Source organism: Streptomyces sp. NBC_01506, assembly GCF_045040295.1.
Classification (GTDB): Bacteria; Actinomycetota; Actinomycetes; order Streptomycetales; family Streptomycetaceae; genus Streptomyces.
Window position 1 is genome coordinate 8,085,105 of sequence record NZ_CP109422.1, and the last position, 18,671, is coordinate 8,103,775.

The 18,671-nt window shown below is 70.0% G+C and carries 22 protein-coding genes; 13 read left to right on the forward strand and 9 right to left on the reverse strand.

Annotation, left to right across the window (positions count from 1 at the left end; translation table 11 throughout):
* The first annotated feature begins 64 nt into the window (after positions 1-64).
* Positions 65-550 carry a hypothetical protein gene (locus OG329_RS36285; protein ID WP_405800904.1) on the forward strand — a complete coding sequence of 162 codons (486 nt, stop codon included), beginning with the start codon at positions 65-67 and terminating at the stop codon, positions 548-550.
* 3 nt (positions 551-553) lie between these two features.
* Here the strand turns inward: OG329_RS36285 and lepB are convergent, their stop codons facing one another.
* The gene (gene lepB, locus OG329_RS36290; RefSeq protein WP_405800905.1) at positions 554-1,222 is read right to left on the reverse strand and encodes a signal peptidase I; all 669 of its coding nucleotides are present in this window, start codon (positions 1,220-1,222) and stop codon (positions 554-556) included.
* 29 nt (positions 1,223-1,251) lie between these two features.
* Positions 1,252-1,836: a hypothetical protein gene (locus OG329_RS36295; RefSeq protein ID WP_405800906.1), complete on the reverse strand. Its 585-nt coding sequence runs from the start codon at positions 1,834-1,836 to the stop codon at positions 1,252-1,254.
* 573 nt (positions 1,837-2,409) lie between these two features.
* Here OG329_RS36295 and OG329_RS36300 point away from each other — a divergent pair.
* Entirely contained in the window at positions 2,410-2,607 is a 198-nt protein-coding gene (locus tag OG329_RS36300; RefSeq protein ID WP_405802202.1) for a hypothetical protein, read from the forward strand.
* 1,008 nt (positions 2,608-3,615) lie between these two features.
* Here the strand turns inward: OG329_RS36300 and OG329_RS36305 are convergent.
* Positions 3,616-4,617, reverse strand: coding sequence for a helix-turn-helix transcriptional regulator (locus tag OG329_RS36305; RefSeq protein WP_405800907.1), 1,002 nt, complete (start codon positions 4,615-4,617; stop codon positions 3,616-3,618).
* Between the two features lie 159 nt (positions 4,618-4,776).
* Here OG329_RS36305 and OG329_RS36310 point away from each other — a divergent pair, with 159 nt between their 5' ends.
* The gene (locus OG329_RS36310) at positions 4,777-5,202 is read left to right on the forward strand and encodes a VOC family protein (protein WP_405800908.1); all 426 of its coding nucleotides are present in this window, start codon (positions 4,777-4,779) and stop codon (positions 5,200-5,202) included.
* A 200-nt stretch (positions 5,203-5,402) separates the two neighbouring features.
* Here the strand turns inward: OG329_RS36310 and OG329_RS36315 are convergent, their stop codons facing one another.
* From OG329_RS36315 to OG329_RS36325, 3 genes are all read right to left on the reverse strand, one after another.
* Entirely contained in the window at positions 5,403-5,789 is a 387-nt protein-coding gene (locus tag OG329_RS36315) for an SH3 domain-containing protein (RefSeq protein ID WP_405800909.1), read from the reverse strand.
* 269 nt (positions 5,790-6,058) lie between these two features.
* A complete protein-coding gene (locus OG329_RS36320) occupies positions 6,059-6,448 on the reverse strand; it encodes a hypothetical protein (RefSeq protein ID WP_405800911.1) in 390 nt (129 codons plus the stop codon).
* Positions 6,449-6,932: 484 nt separating this feature from the next.
* Positions 6,933-7,226, reverse strand: a complete 294-nt coding sequence (locus tag OG329_RS36325) for a hypothetical protein (protein WP_405800913.1) — start codon at positions 7,224-7,226, stop codon at positions 6,933-6,935.
* A gap of 113 nt (positions 7,227-7,339) precedes the next feature.
* Between OG329_RS36325 and OG329_RS36330 the strand changes: the two genes are divergently transcribed.
* From OG329_RS36330 to OG329_RS36365, 8 genes are all read left to right on the forward strand, one after another.
* Positions 7,340-7,489 carry a hypothetical protein gene (locus OG329_RS36330; RefSeq protein WP_405800914.1) on the forward strand — a complete coding sequence of 50 codons (150 nt, stop codon included), beginning with the start codon at positions 7,340-7,342 and terminating at the stop codon, positions 7,487-7,489.
* Positions 7,490-7,575: 86 nt separating this feature from the next.
* Positions 7,576-8,388: a HipA family kinase gene (locus OG329_RS36335; RefSeq protein ID WP_405800915.1), complete on the forward strand. Its 813-nt coding sequence runs from the start codon at positions 7,576-7,578 to the stop codon at positions 8,386-8,388.
* Positions 8,385-8,768, forward strand: a complete 384-nt coding sequence (locus tag OG329_RS36340; protein ID WP_405800916.1) for a DUF3037 domain-containing protein — start codon at positions 8,385-8,387, stop codon at positions 8,766-8,768. The genes OG329_RS36335 and OG329_RS36340 overlap by 4 nt, the downstream gene beginning before the upstream one ends.
* A gap of 139 nt (positions 8,769-8,907) precedes the next feature.
* A complete protein-coding gene (gene fabG, locus OG329_RS36345; protein WP_405800917.1) occupies positions 8,908-9,669 on the forward strand; it encodes a 3-oxoacyl-ACP reductase FabG in 762 nt (253 codons plus the stop codon).
* Between the two features lie 17 nt (positions 9,670-9,686).
* Entirely contained in the window at positions 9,687-10,478 is a 792-nt protein-coding gene (locus OG329_RS36350; protein WP_405800919.1) for an SDR family oxidoreductase, read from the forward strand.
* Between the two features lie 107 nt (positions 10,479-10,585).
* Entirely contained in the window at positions 10,586-12,166 is a 1,581-nt protein-coding gene (locus tag OG329_RS36355) for an ABC transporter substrate-binding protein (protein WP_405800920.1), read from the forward strand.
* Positions 12,167-12,256: 90 nt separating this feature from the next.
* Positions 12,257-12,940 (forward strand): uracil-DNA glycosylase, encoded by a 684-nt coding sequence (locus tag OG329_RS36360; protein WP_405800922.1) that lies wholly within the window; start codon positions 12,257-12,259, stop codon positions 12,938-12,940.
* A 144-nt stretch (positions 12,941-13,084) separates the two neighbouring features.
* Positions 13,085-13,546: a hypothetical protein gene (locus tag OG329_RS36365; protein ID WP_405800924.1), complete on the forward strand. Its 462-nt coding sequence runs from the start codon at positions 13,085-13,087 to the stop codon at positions 13,544-13,546.
* Between the two features lie 54 nt (positions 13,547-13,600).
* Here the strand turns inward: OG329_RS36365 and OG329_RS36370 are convergent, their stop codons facing one another.
* Positions 13,601-14,227, reverse strand: a complete 627-nt coding sequence (locus tag OG329_RS36370) for a TetR/AcrR family transcriptional regulator (RefSeq protein ID WP_405800925.1) — start codon at positions 14,225-14,227, stop codon at positions 13,601-13,603.
* A gap of 93 nt (positions 14,228-14,320) precedes the next feature.
* Here OG329_RS36370 and OG329_RS36375 point away from each other — a divergent pair, with 93 nt between their 5' ends.
* Together OG329_RS36375 and OG329_RS36380 are read left to right on the forward strand one after the other, a co-directional pair.
* Complete coding sequence (locus OG329_RS36375; protein ID WP_405800926.1) at positions 14,321-15,526, forward strand: FAD-dependent monooxygenase; 1,206 nt, start codon at positions 14,321-14,323, stop codon at positions 15,524-15,526.
* Positions 15,527-15,580: 54 nt separating this feature from the next.
* On the forward strand, positions 15,581-16,486 hold the full coding sequence (locus OG329_RS36380) for a Gfo/Idh/MocA family protein (protein ID WP_405800927.1): 906 nt from the start codon (positions 15,581-15,583) through the stop codon (positions 16,484-16,486).
* Here OG329_RS36380 and lnt read toward each other — a convergent pair.
* Positions 16,431-18,020, reverse strand: coding sequence for an apolipoprotein N-acyltransferase (gene lnt, locus OG329_RS36385; protein ID WP_405800928.1), 1,590 nt, complete (start codon positions 18,018-18,020; stop codon positions 16,431-16,433). The two genes, OG329_RS36380 and lnt, sit on opposite strands and share 56 nt — an antisense overlap.
* A 179-nt stretch (positions 18,021-18,199) precedes the next feature.
* Entirely contained in the window at positions 18,200-18,658 is a 459-nt protein-coding gene (locus tag OG329_RS36390) for a nuclear transport factor 2 family protein (RefSeq protein WP_405800929.1), read from the reverse strand.
* Between the last annotated feature and the right edge of the window lie 13 nt (positions 18,659-18,671).

Here is an 18,671-nt window from a genome sequence, read left to right on the forward strand (position 1 = left end):
GGCCGCGGTGGGTTCGGGTGGGGAATGTGGGAGACCGGAGCAACGTGGGGAACACAGACGTCTGGTGTCGGCCCGTCAGATACGCGCGGGAGTGGCCGAGTTCATCAGGAGCGTGACGGTGCGCAACCGGCTGCCGCTGGACTACTCGGTGGCGAGCCTGCGGGTGGTGGACCGCATCACGGACGGGCTGCGCGGGGCCGGGCCGGAGCCGGGGAGTGTGGCGCGTGAGCTGTTCTGGCTCGGGGCCTACGCGGGTGAGGTGATCGTCAGACGGGCCGGTGCCCAGTGGGTGGACTTCGACCGGGAGCAGCGGGAACTCTTCGGTCAACCGGTGGGCGTCCGGATGCCGGACGGGCGGGTGTGGAATCCGATCGGGAAGGTGGCCAAACGGTTCGCGGCCGGGCCGGAGGAGTCCGTGCAGCAGTTGTACTTCCTGCTGCACGGCCGCGTACCGACGACGGCCGCGGGGTCGGTCGAGCGCCCGGACGCCGCGGCGGGAGCACCCGAGGCCGGAGCACCCGAGGCCGTCACCTGTAGTTGTCACCAGTAGCTGTCACAGATAGGGGATGAACGCCGTCGGCGGGGGCTGTCGTCGCCGGGTCGGCCAACCGATCACCACGCAGATGACCCCGCCGGCGGCGAGGAGTACGCCCACCACCACACCCAGTCCCCGCTTCAGCGGGTCGGTCCCGTCCTTGAGTACGCGGCCCTGGACCGCGGTGGTGGGTACGGTGCCGGAGTCCTCGCTCAGGAAGTAGCGCGAGTCGTTCGAGTTCCCCCGGTTGTCGCCCATGAGGAACATACGGCCCGAGGGCACGTCCACGTCGAAGGGCGGTGTGGCCGGCCAGGCGGACGTGTCCTTCACATACGGTTCGCCGACCGCTGCCCCGTTGACGGTCAGCGTGCCGTCGGCGAAGACGACGCGATCGCCGCCGAGACCGATGACACGCTGGAGGACCGGCAGTTCGCCGTAGCGCTTCGACAGTTCGTAGAGCACGACGTCTCCGCGCCGTATGTCGTCGCCGTCGGACCGTTCGACCGTGACGCGGTCGCCCCGCCGGTACGTGGGCTCCATCGCCTCGCTGGCGACCGTCACCGTCCGGGAACCCGGCCCGGACCAGAGCGCCCACACGGCCATGACGGCCCCCAAGGGCAGCAGAAGTATTCCCGCGATCAGCAATCCGCGACGGGCACGGGCGCGGTCGCATCGGCCGTCGTTCATCGCCCCTCCGTCACTCGCGGTCAGAGCCATCATTCTCCCTGTGCCGACACGGGCGTGTCCGTGGTGCTCTCGGGGGCGGGCAGTTCGCCCTGGCAGGTGGCGCGCCCGTAGGTGCCGTAGGCGGTCGCGGTCTGGACGTGCCGGCCGCGTACGGCGAGCGCGCAGGTGGCCCGCCCGCCCTTGGCATCGAGCGTGATCGTGACGATGGGGGGCTTGCCCAGAGGGACGCGCACGGTCTTCTTCCACGGCAGCGAGACGCCGCGGACCACGACAGCCTTCCCGGAGGCGCTGCGGGCCTGGTAGGTCAGGTCGGCGACGCCCTCGCCCGTGACCTCGTACGTCACCGCGGCCGTCGGCCTCTTCGGGGCGGGCCGCTTCTGCGGGGTGTCGAACACCCCGTACAGGACGAGCGCCGCACAGGCGGCGGTGATCACGGCCCCGACCGCTGTGCCGCGCCGGTCGACGCGCCCACCGGCCCGCTCGGGGCCGGGTGTCGGCGCCGGTGGGGATGAGGCGTCGGGCGCGGGGGAGTCCGGTGCGGGGGACTCGGGCGCGGGGGACTCGGGCGCGGAGGCGTCCGGTGCCGCGGGCTCCGGCTGTTCGGTCGGTGGCATGGGTCGTCCCGGCTTTCCTGAGGCGTTGTTCAGCTCCGCGAATCCGCTCGGCGGGGAGCCGGGCGGTTATACCCCAGAAGCGGCAGACGTTTCCACCGCGAGGAGAAAGCGGGCGAATCTTCCTCGGTATCGGTGGCCAACTGCCCCAATTGTTCCGTCCCTTGACGCGCGCGTAGATCAGTGATTAGAAATCACCCGCTTCCGTTCGGGCAGTGAAGTGCCCGGGTGAACGCCGTGTTCGCAGGGGGTCTCAAACATGTATCCGGTCGGCGTGAGCCGACCGGCGGTTCGGCGTGTCCGCAATTCCTCGCATGCGCCGACATCGCGCGCGTGCGAGGGGTGCCGCTGCCGACGACGGCACCCGGAAGAACTTCAACATCGCCAACGGCGGGCTCACCGAACGCAACCTCACAGGGCGGCTCGTACGGCGCCACCACTCTCTGGTTGACGTGTTTCGGCAGCTCGCCACCTGGGAGACGGCCGGTTGGTCCCTGTCAGATGCCCAACACGCCCGCATATGCTCCAGGTTCGGCTCATCCACCAGTTTCAGGAGGTGTCGTGCCACCCGACGTCATGTTCTGCTACACCTGCGACTCGGACGAATCCCACCGTCCCCTCACGGGGAACGAGAAAGCATGGCTCAAGAACCGCACGGGCCGGAGAACCGTCGAGGAGTTCTTCATGTGCAAGGCGCCAAGCTGCCGCAACGTGCGCAGCGGTTTCAACAAGCGCCCCTTCGACCCCGTCATCCGTGTGCCCCTGCCCGACTGACGCTCAGTGGGGCCCGGACCGGAACCCACGTCCTCTCCCGACAGCATCCGGGCCAGTCGGCCTTCCCTGCTGGCAGGCGCGGCCAAGCTACGCGCCCGAACGTGCGCCTGCGGCGCCAGAACGCCGCATCTGCCCGCAGACACCCCAGGCTCCGGACCTGCCTGCCATGTCACCGAACAACCTGGTGGACGCCCGACATCGCGGCGACGCTGGGGCCGCCATGGGACATCGGCCGCGTCGGAAAACGACGCCGCTGGCCGCAGCTCATCACCTCGATCTGCATCCAGACCTGGCGCGACACGATCGGTCTCCCACACCCCCAGTCAGGGACGGTCGTCTCCCACCCAGGTCACCAGGCCAGACCGCTCTCCGCAGGCCGAACCGACGGGTACCACCTTCACTTTCCGCATCACCGACACCCCTGAACCGCTCCTGGAGAAGGCCGGGTATCTGGACCAGTACACACAGGTGCATGCCTCCAGACCCCGATGCCCCGGACGATGGCTTCGGAGCAGCCACCGAGCGCAACACCTGATGCATACGGCGATCCGGCCACTGACCGGCACTCACGCCTCCGCAGGCGCGTTCCCAGCCGCGCGAAGGCGCTTCCAGTACGCGACCGTGAGCGCGACCGGCAACGGCGCCCACAGGATCAACGGTGCGTAGCAGAAGCGGTACCAGGCGGCCTCCCAGCCGGTGGCCAGGTTCGGGGCGCCGGGTGCCGGTTCGCCGCCCTGGATCGTCGTGCCCCTGATCTCGGAGGAGGTACTTGCATCCGTCGGGACACTCCGGCAACGGGGTCGTGGGCGGCCCGCCATGCGGCGCGGAGCCGTCCGGGGCGGGCGGAAGTGGGTTCTTCGGTGTGCTGGAGCGGCTGCGTGCTCGGTCCTCGCCGAGCATCGCTCCACGGGCCGGATTCGGCTCCGCCTGAAGGCGATGGAGCCGTGCGACCGAAGGATGACGGCAGGGCGCCGCGGTGCACCACGTCGCGGCGGATCCACGGCCAAGCTACGTAAAAGGTGCCGTCGCGGCGTCGGCGTAGCGGCGGGTCAGGCGTGCGAACGCGTCTTTGAGGTCCGCGGGGCCGACGACTGTGATGTCGGCGTCGAACCTGCCGAGGGCGGCGGCGAGGGCGGGCCATGACCACGAGCTCAGGATGAGTCGGCAGTGGTGCGGCCCGAGTTCTTCGACGACTCCGTCGTGGACGTACGGGGCCACGTCGGACGCGGGCCGGCCGAGGACCACCTCACCGCGGCAGGGCCGGTCACCGGAGCCGTCCGCCCCCTGGAACCTGCCGACGACGAAGGCGGCCACGTCGCCCCCGGGCAGTTCGCGGGGGAGGAAACGCGGGCCGGTGGGGGTGCGCGGGGTGATCCGGTCGGCGCGGAAGGTGCGCCAGTCCTCGCGGTCGAGGTCCCAGGCGACGAGGTACCAGCGTCCGCCCCACGTGACCAGGTGATGGGGTTCCGCCTTGCGCGGTGGAGGCGCGGAGGTGCTGTTGTCGTCGGAGCGCCGCGCAGATGCGGAGGAGTAGTCGAAGCGCAGCGTCTCGTGGGCATGGACGGCGGCGCTGAGTGTCATGAGCACGGTGCTGTCGACCTGCGGGGCCGGGTGGGTCGTGGGCCGTTCGACGGCGGTGACGTGGAGGGTGTCGATCCGGTGGCGCAGCCGGGCGGGCATGACCTGCCGGACGGTGGTCAGCGCGCGGGCCGCGGCTTCCTCGATGCCGGCGCCGCTGCCGGCGGCGATCCGCAGTGCGATGGCCAGGGCGACGGCCTGCTCGTCGTCGAACAGCAAGGGGGGCAGTTGCGTGCCGGCGCCGAGCCGGTATCCGCCGTCCGGGCCCTTGCTGGTCACGATGGGATAGCCGAGCTCGCGCAGCCGGTCGATGTCACGGCGCACGGTGCGCGGGCTGATGTCCAGCCGCTCGGCCAGCAGCGCGCCCGGCCAGTCCCGGCGCGTCTGGAGCAGCGAGAGCAACGACAGCAGCCGTGCGGAAGTCTTCTGCATGGTCTCCATGGTGCCCCGAGAAGCGGCCACAACCTGACCGCTTCTGCTGCGACTGTGGTCACCGACCCGGACAGGACCCGCAGCCGATGCGCCTCACGGGCCCTGAGGCCGGGACGCGTGACCATCCGGATCTGTGTTCACCAAAGGCAAGGAGCCAACATGTCCGTCAACGCAGTGACCCACCTGAACTTCCGAGGCGACGCCCGCGCAGCACTGACCTTCTACCAGTCCGTTTTCGATGGGCAACTGACCGTGGTCACCTACAAGGACGCCGGAAACATCCAGGACCCGACGGAGGCGGACCAGGTGATGTGGGGCCAGGTCGCCGCCGACAACGGATTCCGGGTGATGGCGTACGACGTCCCCTCGAGTCAGCCGTGGGACCAGGGCACGAACGCGTTCTTCCTCTCGCTGCGCGGCGACACGGCCGAGGAGGTCACCGCGTACTGGGACAAGCTCACCGAGGGCGCGACCGTCCTGCAACCGCTGAGCCCCGCCCGGTGGGCGCCCCTCTACGGCATGCTCAAGGACCGCTTCGGCGTCACGTGGGTCGTGGACGTCGCTGTCGGATACGATGCGGGCTGATCACCCCGGCTCGGGCGGCGGCCACCCGCAGCCCGGCGCATCGCCCCTGCCCGATGACGCGCTCGCGCAGGGTTCACCCGCGACGCGGGTGCGGGGTGGGGCCGTGAGTGTCCCCCGGCCCGCCGGGGTTGTCGGGCAAGACCGCGGCGCCCCCCGTCCAGGACGAGGGGCGCGCGGGGAGATGGGTCAGCGGGTCACCTTCAGCACTTGCCGGGTGCCGCGGTGATGTTCTCGACCCAGCGGGCGGCGACCCACCCGCTTTCGTCCTCCAGCAGGTACCAGCGGGGGTTGCCGTCCACGGACTCACCGTTGACCTTGCACTTCAGCTCGATGACGGTGCCGTACGGGATGGAGTACAGGGGCGGCCTGCTGGTGTTCGGGTTCTTGCGCACGTTGACGGCCGGCTTCGCGATGACCCGGCCCTTGTGGACGAACGCCGCGGAGGGCTCGCCCTGCGTGGTGACGGATGCCGGGCCAGGGCCCGACTGGTGGCCTGTGGCGACGGCCGGGGCGGCCAGGGCCGTCCCGGCCAGCAGAACCCCGGCGAGTACGGAGATGGCCCGGTGCCCGGCGTGTGGTGCGCTCATGACGGTTCCTCTTGTTTTCGGTGAACCCCGGCTTGTGTTTCGCCGGTTGGACACCTTCATGGCACGGGGACAGCCCGGTGAGGCCCTGTTCCGGCTCGGGAAACGCCAGTTCCCACCCGGATGGCGCCACCAACAGGTAACTGATCGGCTGATCACCTCCACCACTACCACCGGCGCGCGCCCCCACCGCTCATTCCTCACACCATCACTCGCCAACTGGGAGCAACCCGCGCGAGGTTCCTGCTGACCGGGCGGCCCAGCTCTACGGTTCAGAAAGTCGGGTAACCCCGGCAACTGTTGGAGCCCAGGCGCTTGACGGAAGAGATCTTGTCGCCGAAGTTCCACTTCTTGTCATGGAGATTCGGAATGTATCCGGTGGCCGGGATGCAGTAATGGCGGTCCCTGTGGCTGGTGTCGTCGTACAGCACCCAGGCAACCACGTCCTGGTTCTTCACCGAGCTCGCCTGGTCGCCTGCGGCGCCGAGGCTCGTTTTGCTCTCCGTGTAGCGCCATTGAGCACCGCCGAGGTCCTGGTTCTGCCCGATGACCAGCGGCCCTGCGAGAGCGTCAGCCTGGACCGTCGGAGCCAGCGCGAGAGCTGAACAGACCGTTGCCGCGGTGGTCAGGGCTGCGACGATGGACCGATGGAAGGTGTTCATGGTGATCCCCCTTCGTTTGCGCACTTACCGTGCATCTTCCCTAGGGAATTCCCCAGTCGGTCGGGTGTGAGCAATAGGAATTGATAAACCACCCCGGAGGGTGTTCCGGTGGCGTGACTATCTGAATTTCGCGGCGCGAGCTGCGAATCGCCTATGGGCGGCCCCGACGCCCCGTTGCAGCGCGCGTGCAGGGCCGCGAGCCGGGGGCGCTGGGAGCCCGCCGCATCACTTCGAAGCGCACGGCAGTGCCCTTCAATACCGGACCGCGAAATGGCGAGGATCGAAGAGACTCGCGCGGGAGCTCGCCGAGAGGTCGGCCGCCGGTGCGCCGCCGGGGAGCCTGCCGGCCGTGCTGCCGGTGATGGCCTGGTACGAGAACCATGCGGACGAGCTGGGCGATGACGGATTCCGCACCCCGCAGGTACGCCAACTGGTTGACACAACGCTCGCCGACGCGGCGCTCGCCGACCCTGGCCATCCGAGGCTACGCGTCCCGTGCGTCCGCGTACTTGGCCAGTTCGCGCATCGCCTCGGCGTGGGCACTCATCCGGATACTCACACTGCCGCTCGTAAAGAGCACCACACCAACGACCGACACCGGCACGGACAGCCCGAGCACAGCCAGGGCTTCAGGCCAGTCGCGTTCGTTCTGACACCAATCTCCCTGCTGCGGACCGTCGTTGGCCGTACCACGTTCGGTCAGTAACCGGGACTCGCACTCCACCGGGTAACGGTCGTCCGGCTCCTCATCGACCTCGTCGTACTCACGTGATCGCATGGCAGGCGAATGTAGCCGCGGGTTCTCGCGGCGCGGTGGCGCTCGGCGGGTCCCTCCCGAGTCGACGCCGACGACTAATGTTCGGCCGCATACGCGAGGTGGGAGGGGCAGCCATGGCTGAGGATCCGATCGACCTGATCCGCTTGGAGGGGGACGGCAACAGCGTCGTTCTCCGGATCGCCGGGAAGGACGAGCGAAAGCGTCCCACTGAGGCCGAGGCCGAGGCCCTGGTCAGGGAGACCTGGCCCATGGCCGAAGACTGAACCTCACCGGTCATCACCCTCGGTTACTATGCTCACTTGGAAGTGGTCGTGGGTTCCAAGGGTGAACAGATGGGTGGCCTGAGAAAGTGCTGAATGAGGTCACTGCGACCCGCTACGTCACGCCCTTGCGTGAGGGCGGGTCGCTTCCCGGGATTGTCGAGGCCGACGATCTGGGGACGTACGTCATGAAGTTCACCGGCGCCGGGCAGGGTCGCAAGACGCTCGTCGCCGAGGTCATCTGCGGGCAGTTGGGGCGGCGGCTCGGGCTGCGGGTGCCGGAGCTGGTCACCATGCAGCTCGACCCCGTCATCGGTCTCGGGGAGCCCGACCAGGAGGTGCAGGAGCTGCTGAAGGCGAGCGGCGGGCTGAACCTGGGGATGGACTTCCTGCCCGGATCGCTCGGCTTCGATCCGCTCGCCTACGAGGTGGGGCCGGCCGAGGCGGGCCGTGTCGTGTGGTTCGACGCGCTCATCAACAACGTCGACCGCTCCTGGCGCAACCCCAACATGCTTGTCTGGCACGGCGATCTGTGGCTCATCGATCACGGCGCCACCATGATCTGGCACCACAACTGGCCGGGTGCCCAGGCATCGGCCGCGAAGCCGTACGACGCGTCCGACCATGTCCTCGCGCCCTTCCGCCCCGACATCGCCTCGGCCGCCGCCGAACTCGCGCCGCTGGTCACCGAGGAGCTGCTGACCGAGGTCGCCGCCGAGGTGCCGGACGAATGGCTCGTGGACGAGCCCGGCTTCGACAACACCGACGCGCTGCGCCGCGCCTACGTGGCGGCGCTGCTGCCGCGCGCGGCGACCATCCACGAGCGCCTGACGCTCGACGCGCCCACCAAGACGCGCCCCTCACAGGCGCCCGGCTGGCTGACCGGAGGTGGGGCCCGGTGAACGCACGCGTGGTGTTCGAGTACGCGCCGCTGCGCGTGGTGCCGAGGGTCGAGCGAGGGGAGTTCATCAACGCGGGCGTGCTGGTGTACTGCCGCGCCAGGTCGTTCGTGGCCGCCCGTACGCATCTGGACGAGCCCCGGCTCATGGCGCTGGCGCCGGACGCCGATGTGGCGGGGGTACGGGCCGCGCTGTGCGCCGTCGAGGACGTCGCCGCCGGTGGGGACCCCGCCGGACAGGCCGCGCGCGACGACGCGGGGAGGCGGTTCCGCTGGCTGATCGCCCCACGCTCGACGGTCGTCCAGCCCGGTCCCGTACACACGGGGCTGACGCTGGACCCGGAGGCCGAGGTCGAGCGGTTGCTGGACCTGCTGGTGCGTTAGGCCGTGTCTGACACATAGCGCCGTCCGCCCGTGGGCCGTTGACACCGGGTTGCAGGGCTTCTAGCGTCACGACGGCTGATACTAAGCGGTCGCTCAGCACTCGTGCCGGCGCCGCGATTCAAGGGCGAGGAGAAGCAGCATGTCCACCACCGAGCAGCGTGTCGCCGTCGTGACCGGGGCGGCGCGGGGCATTGGCGCCGCGAGCGCCGTACGTCTCGCGGCCGAGGGCCGGGCCGTCGCCGTACTCGACCTGGACGAGGCGGCCTGCGCCGAGACCGTCGGCACGATCACCGCCGCGGGCGGCAAGGCCCTCGCGGTCGGCTGCGACGTCTCCGACGCCGCCCAGGTGGAGGCCGCCGTCGCGCGCGTCGCGGCCCAACTGGGCGCGCCCACGATCCTCGTCAACAACGCGGGCGTGCTCCGCGACAACCTCCTGTTCAAGATGAGCGAGTCCGACTGGGACACCGTGATGAACGTGCACCTCAAGGGCGCGTTCCTGATGGCGCGTGCCTGTCAGGCGCACATGGTGGAGGCCACGTTCGGCCGGATCGTCAACCTGTCGTCCAGCTCGGCGCTCGGAAACCGGGGCCAGGCCAACTACGCCGCGGTCAAGGCCGGTCTCCAGGGTTTCACCAAGACCCTGGCCAAGGAGCTGGGCAAGTTCGGCGTCACGGCCAACGCGGTGGCCCCCGGATTCATCGTCACCGACATGACCGCCCAGACCGCCGCCCGCGTCGGCATGGGCTTCGAGGAGTTCCAGGCGGCGGCGGCCACCCAGATCCCCGTCCAGCGGGTCGGTGTCCCCGACGACATCGCGAACGCGATCGCTTTCTTCACGGGCGAGGACGCCGGATTCGTCTCCGGTCAGGTGCTGTACGTCGCCGGCGGACCCCTCAACTGAACCGGAGCGTGACGGACATGACGCAGCAGCAGCAGGACAGCGGACAACGCGACGGCGACCGGCCCGACACCGGCAAGGTCGCACTGATCACCGGCGCCAGCCGCGGCATCGGATACGGCATCGCCGAAGCCCTGGTCGCGCGCGGCGACCGGGTGTGCATCACCGGACGGGGCGAGGACGCGCTCAAGGAGGCCGTGGAGCGGCTGGGCGCGGACCGGGTGATCGGCTTTCCTGGCAAGGCCCACGACGAGGCCCACCAGGGGGCCGCGGTCGACCGCACCATGGAGGAGTTCGGCCGCGTCGACTATCTGGTGAACAACGCGGGGACGAACCCCGTGTTCGGCCCGCTCGCCGATCTGGATCTCAACGTGGCGCGCAAGGTCTACGAGACCAACGTCATCTCGGCCCTCGGCTTCGCGCAGTTGACCTGGCGCGCCTGGCAGAAGGACCACGGCGGTGCGATCGTGAACATCGCCTCGATCGCGGGGGTGTCGGCCTCGCCGTTCATCGGCGCGTACGGGATGAGCAAGGCGGCGATGGTCAATCTGACCCTCCAGTTGGCTCACGAGTTCGCGCCCGGGGTCCGGGTCAACGCCATCGCGCCCGCCGTGATCAAGACCAAGTTCGCGCAGGCGATCTACGAGGGCCGGGAGGCCGAGGCCGCGGCCTCGTATCCGCTGGGGCGGCTCGGGGCGCCGCAGGACGTCGGTGGCGCCGCCGCGTTTCTCACGTCCGACCAGTCGGACTGGATCACCGGCCAGACGCTGATGGTCGACGGCGGTATTTTCCTCAATGCGGGTGTGCACTGACATGTTTTGTCAGTAAATGCTTCAAGTGCCCCATCGGACCTGCATATTGAACCGATGGGGCCCTGCGGTATGGTCGGCCGACTCGTGGCTGAACAAGGAGCGTGCACGTGTTCAACCGGACCAGTCTGCAGGCGGCTGCAGCCCTCGCGTCCATATCCCTGCTGGCCGGATGTGGCCTGTTCTCGGCGGACAGCTCCGAAGGGGATCAGAAGATCACGGTCGGCACCACCAGTGAGCCGAGCACGCTCGACCCGGCCGCCGCGTGGGACAACTCGTGGGAGCTGTACAGGAACGTCTTCCAGACCCTGGTGGCCTTCCCCACCGGCAGTACGACTCCACAGCCCGACGCCGCCGACAACTGCAAGTTCACGGACTCGACCAACGAAGTCTACCGTTGTGAGCTGCGCGAGGGACTGACGTTCTCCAACGGCCACAAGATCGACGCCGACGTCGTCAAGCACTCGTTCGACCGGATCGTGAAGATCGACGTGAACGGTGGTCCCAACGGACTCCTCGCGTCTCTCGAGAGTGTCACCACCGACGGCGATCTGATCGTCACGTTCAACCTGAAGAAGCCGGACGCCACGTTCCCGTTCGTTCTCGCCGCCCCCGCGATGTCCATCGTCGACCCGGCGGAGTACCCGGCCGACAAGCTCAGGGACGACGGCAAGCTCACCGGATCCGGCCCCTACACACTTGAGTCGTACACGCCCGGCAGCGATGCCGAACTGGCCCAGAACGGCAGCTACAAGGGTTTCGCCGACCGCAGGAACAAGGCCGTCAAGATCCAGTACTTCCAGGACTCGGACAAAATGTTCGGAGCCCTGAAGAAGAAGGAGATCGACGTCATATACCGGGGTCTGACCTCGGAGGAAGTCGTCGAACTCGAACAGAAGAAGGAAGAGAACCAGCACCTTCAACTGATCGAGACGGTCGGCGCCGACATCCGTTACCTGGTGTTCAACCCCAAGGACGAGTCGGCGGCGAAACTGCCCGTACGGCAGGCCGTGGCCCAGGTGGTCGACCGTGACGCGCTGGTGGCGAAGGTCTACCAGGGCACGGCCGAGCCGCTGTACTCGATGGTCCCCAAGGGTATCTCGGGGCACGCCACGAGCTTCTTCGACGAGTACGGCGACCCGGACGTCGACAAGGCGCGGACGATCCTCGAGGACGCCGGCATCGAAACGCCCGTACCGCTGACGTTCTGGTTCACGACCGACCGTTACGGCTCCGGCACGGTGGCCGAGTTCGCCGAACTCAAGCGCCAGCTCGAAGCGTCCGGCCTCTTCAAGATCACGCTCAAGAGCAAGCCCTGGAAAGACTTCCAGGCGGGCTTCCAGAAGGGCGAGTACCCGGTCTTCGGCCGTGGCTGGTTCCCCGACTTCCCGGACCCCGACAACTTCGTGGCCCCCTTCGTCGGCAAGAACAACGCGCTCAGCACCCCCTACGAGAGCCCCGAGATCACCACGGAGCTGCTGCCGCAGTCGCGGCGTGAGAGCGACCGGGGCGCGGTCATCGAGCAGTTCGAGCGCGCCCAGGAGATCTTCGTGGAGGACGTACGGCTGCTGCCGCTGTGGCAGGGCAAGCTCTACGTCGCGGCGTCGGAGGAGATCAGCGGCGGCGAGCGGGCGCTCGACCCGCAGACGGTCATGCAGCTCTGGGAGTTCAGCCGCAAGGCCAGTTGGTAGTGGTCCGGTAGTCGTCGGCAGCCGCGATTGTCAGTGGTCACCGGTAGGTTCAGCAGTGGACCAACTGATCACTTACCGGAGGTTGTTGACGTGACCGACACCGACATGCTGCCCGAGTCCTGGCGCGGCGTCCTCGGCGACGAGCTGCAGAAGCCCTACTTCAAGGAGCTCACCGAGTTCGTCGAGGAAGAGCGGTCGAAGGGGCCGGTCTACCCCCCGCGCGACGAGGTGTTCGCCGCACTCGACGCCACGCCGTACGAGCAGGTGAAGGTCCTGGTCCTCGGCCAGGATCCGTACCACGGCGAGGGACAGGGTCACGGCCTGTGCTTCTCGGTGCGGCCCGGTGTGCGCACGCCTCCCTCCTTGCGGAACATCTACAAGGAGATGAAGGAGGAGCTGGGCCACCCGGTGCCGGACAACGGATATCTGATGCCGTGGGCCGAGCAGGGTGTGCTGCTGCTCAACGCCGTTCTGACGGTGCGGGCCGGCGAGGCCAACTCGCACAAGGGCAAGGGCTGGGAGCAGGTGACGGACGCGGTGATCCGCGCGGTGGACGCCCGGCCGGATCCCGCGGTGTTCGTGCTCTGGGGTGCCTACGCGCAGAAGAAGCTCCCGCTGATCGACGAGAGCCGGCATGTGGTGGTGAAGGGCGCGCATCCGTCGCCGCTGTCGGCGAAGAAGTTCTTCGGCTCGCGTCCGTTCACCCAGATCAACGAGGCGATCGCCGCGCAGGGGCACAAGGCGATCGACTGGCGCATCCCCGACCTGGGCTGACGGGGTCCCGCGCGCGGTGCGGGCAGCACGGGGGCGCCTGCCCGGCGGTCCGCGCCGGGCGGGTGAGCCTGTGCGGGATTGCCGGTCCCTGCGGTTAGCGTCGGGCGGACGGGATCGACCGGACGGGTGCGGGAGGCGGCAGCGATGGAGCAGCGCGAGGTGTCACAGGACGCCGTCCTGACCAGGATCGGGCAGGCGGTCATGCTGCTGCACGGCGGTGACCGCGAGGAGGCCCGCAACAGGTTCGGTGAGCTGTGGGCCGAGATCGGCGAGTCCGGCGATCCGCTCCACCGCTGCACGCTCGCGCACTACATGGCGGACACGCAGGACGACCCCGGCGACGAACTGGCCTGGGATCTGCGCGCCCTGACCGCCGCGGAGGGGCCGGCGACGGCGTGTGCCGCGCCGGCGGCGGTGCGGGCGTTCTACCCCTCGCTCCATCTCAACCTGGCCGCCGACTATGTGAAACTCCAGCGCCCCGACGCGGCGCGGCTCCATCTCTCCCGGGCACGCGCCGCGGTGAACGCTCTCGGGGACGACGGGTACGGGAACGACGGGGTACGGACCGCGATCGGGCGGCTGGAGCGGGAGCTGCTGGACGAGTAGGGCGGTGGCCCTGGGGCGTTGACCGGGGACGCGCGGGTCGTGAACCGGCGGTGGTCACATGCTGTCGCTGTCGCTCGCGCTTTCGCCGTCGTGGCCGAGCATGCCGCACAGCAGCTCGGTGAAGCCCGTGCGCAATTCTTCGAGCGAGGGTGCCTCGTGGTGGTACGAGCCGACCGCGCAGGAGAACATCAGCCCCTCGCACCAGGCCACCAGCGACAGCGCGTGCCGTCGCGGGTCCGTCGATCCGGCCGCCGTCATCATCGCCACCAGCGGCTCGCGGAATCGCGCGCCCGCCGCGTCGTAATACGCCCGCAGCTCCGGCCGCCGGGTCGCCTCCAGCGCCAGTTCGTAGCGCGAGACCAGCAGTTCGGGGTGGTGGCTGAGATAGCGGTGCATCGCCAGTGCGAGCGCGTCGACCACCCCCGTACCGCCGCCGCTGCCCTCGGCTGTCATCTCGGCCGGCTCCAGCACCTGGAGTTCACGCTCGGCCTGCCGGCGCAGCGCCGTCTCCAGCAGCGCCTGCCGGGTCCGGGCGTGGTTGGACGTCGAGCCCTGGGGGAGTCCGGCGACCTCGTCCACCGCCCGGTGGGTCAGCCCGCGCATACCGCGTTCCACGAGCAGGGTCAGGGCGGCGTCGGCGATGCGATCGGCGCGGGAGACGCCGGTGGAGCGTGTGGGCATGGGCTCAATCTATGGCCTGCCATGGATTCACTACGGATGTAGTAGGCTCGACGGTGACACTACAGGCGTAGTTTCCCGTCTTGAGGAGGGGCCATGGACCCGACCCGGGCCGTTGTCGTCGGCGGCGGAATCGGCGGACTGGCCGCGGCGGTGGCCTTGCGCCGGCGGGGCTGGGCCGTCACCGTCCTGGAACGCGCCCCAGCCCTCACCCCGGTCGGCGCCGCCATCAGCCTGACGCCCAACGCGCAGCGCGCGCTGGACGTCGTCGGCCTCGGCGACCCGGTCCGCGCCCTGTCCGCGTGGCAGGGCGACGGTGGTATGCGTACGCCGGGCGGTCGCTGGCTCTCCCGTACCAACTCCACCGCAGCCACCGAGCGATTCGGCGGACCGGTCGTCCTGCTGCACCGCGCCACGCTCGTGGACATCCTCACCTCGGCGCTGCCCTCCGACGCCGTACGGACCGGGGTGAACGGCGCCCTCGCCGACCCCGGCGGCCTCGACCGCGCCGCCGTCGTCTCCACCCCCGACGGCGATATCGAGGCCGCCCTCGTCGTCGGCGCCGACGGCGTCCGCTCCGGCGTACGCGGCGCGCTGTTCCCCGGTCACCCCGGCCCGCGCTACTCGGGACTCACCACCTGGCGCGTCGTCGTCCCGTCGCCCGATCGGCCCTTCGCGCCCCACGAGACCTGGGGCCGGGGCGCGCTCTGGGGCAGCCAGCCGCTCAAGGACGGTCGCGTCTACGCGTACGCGATGGCCCCCGCGCCCGAAGGCGAGCGGGCGCCCGACGGGGAGAAGGCGGAACTGCTCAGGCGGTTCGGTGACTGGCACCACCCCGTCCCCGGCATCATCGCGGCGGCCGGTCCGGACGGCGTTCTGCGCAACGACGTCCACCACATGCCCCTGCCCCTGCCCGCCTACCACGCGGGACGTGTCGCCCTGCTCGGCGACGCCGCACACGCGATGCTGCCGACGCTCGGCCAGGGCGGCAACCAGGCCGTCGAGGACGCCATCGTCCTCGCGCACCACGCGGGCTCCGCCGGGGACGGCACCGATCTCGTGGCCGGACTCGCCACGTACACCGAGGCACGGCTCCCGCGCACCACAGCCCTTGTCCGGCAGTCAGCCCGGATGGGCCGGATCGCCTCGCTCCGCAACCCCGTGGCCCTCGCCGCGCGGAACACGCTCATCGCCGCGGTTTCCCTGCTGGGCCCCGGCGTCCTGCTGCGCGGCTTCGCGGAGGTCGCCGACTGGCGGCCCCCGCAGCGCCCGTATGCTGCCGATAAGCGCTCCGGCGCATAGGACCGCGTAAGACCGCGTGAGACAAGAGCGTGGCGAGTCAACAGGGAGACGCACGTGAAGGTCGGCTGCATAGGGCTCGGCGACATCGCCCAGAAGGCATATCTGCCGGTGCTCACCACGCTGCCCGGAACGGAGCTGCACCTCCAGACCCGTACTCCGGCCACCCTCGCGCGGATCGGCGAGATCCACCACATCCCCGACGAGCGGCGCCACGCCGACCTCGAGTCGCTGCTCGCCCAGGGTCTGGACGCCGCGTTCGTCCACGCGCCGACCTCCGCCCACGCCGAGATCGTCACCCAACTCCTGGAGGCCGGCGTACCGACCTTCGTGGACAAGCCCCTCGCGTACGAACTCGGCGACTCCGAGCGCCTGGTGGCCCTCGCCGAGGAGCGCGGGACCAGCCTGGCCGTCGGCTTCAACCGGCGCTTCGCGCCCGCGTACGCCCAGTGCCTGGAACATCCGCGCGATCTGATCCTCATGCAGAAGAACCGCATCGGTCTGCCCGAGGACGCCCGCACCCTGGTCCTGGACGACTTCATCCATGTCGTGGACACCCTGCGCTTCCTGCTCCCCGGCCCCGTCGAGCACATCGACGTACGCACCCGCGCGCGCGACGGCCTGACGCACCATGTGGTGCTCCAGCTCTCCGGCGACGGCTTCACCGCCATCGGCATGATGAACCGGATGAACGGTTCGACCGAGGAAATCCTCGAGGTCTCCGGCCAGGACACCAAGCGGGCCGTCCACAATCTCGCCGAGATCGTGGACCACAAGGGCCAGCCCAGCGTGCGCCGGCGCGGCGACTGGGTGCCGGTGCCCAAACAGCGCGGGATCGAGCAGTGCGTGCTGGCGTTCCTGGACGCCGTACGCGCCGGGAAGACGCTCAGCGCGCGCGACGCGCTGGCTACGCACGAGTTGTGTGAACGGGTGGTACTGGCGGCGCGGACGCCGGCCGTCTGAGCGAGCGCGCGCCCTCGGCGGAGCACAGGGCCGCGAGCACGGCCAGCGCGCCGTACAGCGGCCAGTCGCCGTACTTGACGTACGCGGTGGTGCCGCGCGTCAGCGGAAGCTCGTACACGGCGCTCGCGGCGCTTCCCGTGCCGATCCGCGCGCCGACCCGCCCGCCCCCCGGTCCGTACACCGCGCTGACGCCGGTGAGCGTGGCGTGCACGGTGGGCCGGCCCGTCTCGGCCGCCCGCAGCGCCGCCAGCGAGGCGTGCTGCTCCGGCGCCCAACTGTGCTGGAACGTCGACGTGGACGACTGCGCGACGAGCAACTGCGCGCCGTCCCTGGCGAGTTGGCGGCTCATGTCGGGGAACGCCGACTCGAAGCAGATCAACGGGCCCAGCCGCAGCCCGCCTTGGCCCTCTTCCGGCAGGACCATGACCACCTGGCGCGTGCCGCGCCTGCGGTCCTCGCCCGCCGCCTTGCCGACCGACGTCGCCCAGCCGAGCGCCGAGCGCGCCGGGACGTACTCGCCGAACGGCACCAGCCGCATCTTGTCGTACCGATCGCCCGTCAGGCCGTTCGGACCCACCAGCACCGCGCTCTTGAAGATCCCCGTGCGCCCCGTCCCGTCCGTGCCCGCGGCGTCCACGTTGACCAGGATCTCGGCGTCCACCCGGCGTGACAGCACGGCGACGCGCGCCGCCAGATCGGGCCGGGCGGCGAGATCGTCGCCGACGCTGCTCTCGCCCCATACGACGAGATCGAGATCCCGTCCGGCCAGCGAGCGGGTCAGCTCCTCGCTGCGGTCGAAACGCCGCTCGACGCTGTCCGGACCGGAGACGACTCCCGGCTGCACGACGGCGACGCGCGTCTGCCCCGTCCGCTCGGGCCGCGGCGCCCACACCCACGCGCAGGACACGGCGACCGCGCACGCCACCAGCCCCGAGACGGCGACCGTACGGGCCGTGGAGACCGTCACCAGCACGGCCAGCGCGGTGTTCACGGCGACCACCAGCAGGCTCACCAGCCATACGCCGCCCACCGAGGCGAACCGCAGCGCGGGGGCGACCTCCCACTGACTGGCGCCCAGCAGCCCCCAGGGACCGCCCAGGCCCTCGAAGGACCGCACCGTCTCGATCATCAGCCAGCCGGACGGCACGACCACCAGCGCGGCGGCCGTGCGCCGGAGCGACGGACGCCCGCCGAGCATCACGCGCACCAGCCAGCCCCAGGGCGCCCACAACAGCCCCAGCAGCCCGGCCAGCAGCACGATGAACACATGCAGGCTCGGCATCAGCCAGTGATGGACGGCGAGCATGAAACCCAGCCCGCCGAGCCAGCCGTCCAGGGCCGCGCGCCGGCCTGTCGGAGCCGTACGCACGAGCAGCATCCAGGGGACGAGTGCTCCGTACGCGAGCCACCACAGGCCCGGTTCGGGGAAGGAGAGCGCGGGCAGGGCGCCGGCCATGACGGCCACCACGCCGCGCCACAACGGCGACGTGGAGCGGCGGACCCATGTCTCGCGCCGAACGGCCGAAGCCCGCATGCCGCGCCACCTCGTCCCACTCGTGAGCGTCGCAGATCGGCGGCACCGGCCGGCGGTGCGAACGGTGCCTTGGCGATCAGTGTGAGGGAGGGAGCGCGCCGCAGGACAGAGCGCTCCCGGCGCGTCAGTCCGTGTCGCGCCCGACCGCCCGACCGTCAGCCGAGCGGTCGCGCCAGCCGTCAGCCGTCAGCCGTGGCGCCCGCGCCGTGCCGCGCCTTCTCACGCGCCACCACGCTGTGCAGTCGCCAGCCGTCCTCCGTACGGGAGAGGCCGAAGGTGTAGCGGCTCACGGTGACGCTCTCCGCGCCGGACTCCGGGAACATCGTGATCAGACAGTCGGCCCGGACCTCGGCGCGGTCACCCGGATATCCGCCGAGATCCTGGAAGGCCAGTCTGCGGTTGCCGATCAGATGCTGGCGTACGGGAAAGCGGCCCAGGACACCGGCGAGCCAGTCGGCGACCTCGGCGGCCGATCCCTCGATTCCGCCGGCGGCACGGTGGTCGGCCCTCCCTTGGGGGGTGAACAGGGCCAGAAAGCCGGGCCAGTCGGAATCGTCCACGGCCATCGCGTAACCGCTGATCACCTCATCGATGGCCAGTCGGTCCATCACGGTCGCGAGATCCACACGCTGCGTCATCCGGTCAGTCTCG

What these genes read in the sequence shown, in the direction of transcription:
- lepB (WP_405800905.1), bottom strand. Translation starts at nt 1,222, where the DNA reads ATGAACGACGGCCGATGCGACCGCGCCCGTGCCCGTCGCGGATTGCTG.
- OG329_RS36295 (WP_405800906.1), bottom strand. Translation starts at nt 1,836, where the DNA reads ATGCCACCGACCGAACAGCCGGAGCCCGCGGCACCGGACGCCTCCGCG.
- OG329_RS36300 (WP_405802202.1), top strand. Translation starts at nt 2,410, where the DNA reads ATGTTCTGCTACACCTGCGACTCGGACGAATCCCACCGTCCCCTCACG.
- OG329_RS36305 (WP_405800907.1), bottom strand. Translation starts at nt 4,617, where the DNA reads ATGCAGAAGACTTCCGCACGGCTGCTGTCGTTGCTCTCGCTGCTCCAG.
- OG329_RS36310 (WP_405800908.1), top strand. Translation starts at nt 4,777, where the DNA reads ATGTCCGTCAACGCAGTGACCCACCTGAACTTCCGAGGCGACGCCCGC.
- OG329_RS36315 (WP_405800909.1), bottom strand. Translation starts at nt 5,789, where the DNA reads ATGAGCGCACCACACGCCGGGCACCGGGCCATCTCCGTACTCGCCGGG.
- OG329_RS36320 (WP_405800911.1), bottom strand. Translation starts at nt 6,448, where the DNA reads ATGAACACCTTCCATCGGTCCATCGTCGCAGCCCTGACCACCGCGGCA.
- OG329_RS36325 (WP_405800913.1), bottom strand. Translation starts at nt 7,226, where the DNA reads ATGCGATCACGTGAGTACGACGAGGTCGATGAGGAGCCGGACGACCGT.
- OG329_RS36330 (WP_405800914.1), top strand. Translation starts at nt 7,340, where the DNA reads ATGGCTGAGGATCCGATCGACCTGATCCGCTTGGAGGGGGACGGCAAC.
- fabG (WP_405800917.1), top strand. Translation starts at nt 8,908, where the DNA reads ATGTCCACCACCGAGCAGCGTGTCGCCGTCGTGACCGGGGCGGCGCGG.
- OG329_RS36350 (WP_405800919.1), top strand. Translation starts at nt 9,687, where the DNA reads ATGACGCAGCAGCAGCAGGACAGCGGACAACGCGACGGCGACCGGCCC.
- OG329_RS36365 (WP_405800924.1), top strand. Translation starts at nt 13,085, where the DNA reads ATGGAGCAGCGCGAGGTGTCACAGGACGCCGTCCTGACCAGGATCGGG.
- OG329_RS36370 (WP_405800925.1), bottom strand. Translation starts at nt 14,227, where the DNA reads ATGCCCACACGCTCCACCGGCGTCTCCCGCGCCGATCGCATCGCCGAC.
- OG329_RS36375 (WP_405800926.1), top strand. Translation starts at nt 14,321, where the DNA reads ATGGACCCGACCCGGGCCGTTGTCGTCGGCGGCGGAATCGGCGGACTG.
- lnt (WP_405800928.1), bottom strand. Translation starts at nt 18,020, where the DNA reads ATGCGGGCTTCGGCCGTTCGGCGCGAGACATGGGTCCGCCGCTCCACG.
- OG329_RS36390 (WP_405800929.1), bottom strand. Translation starts at nt 18,658, where the DNA reads ATGACGCAGCGTGTGGATCTCGCGACCGTGATGGACCGACTGGCCATC.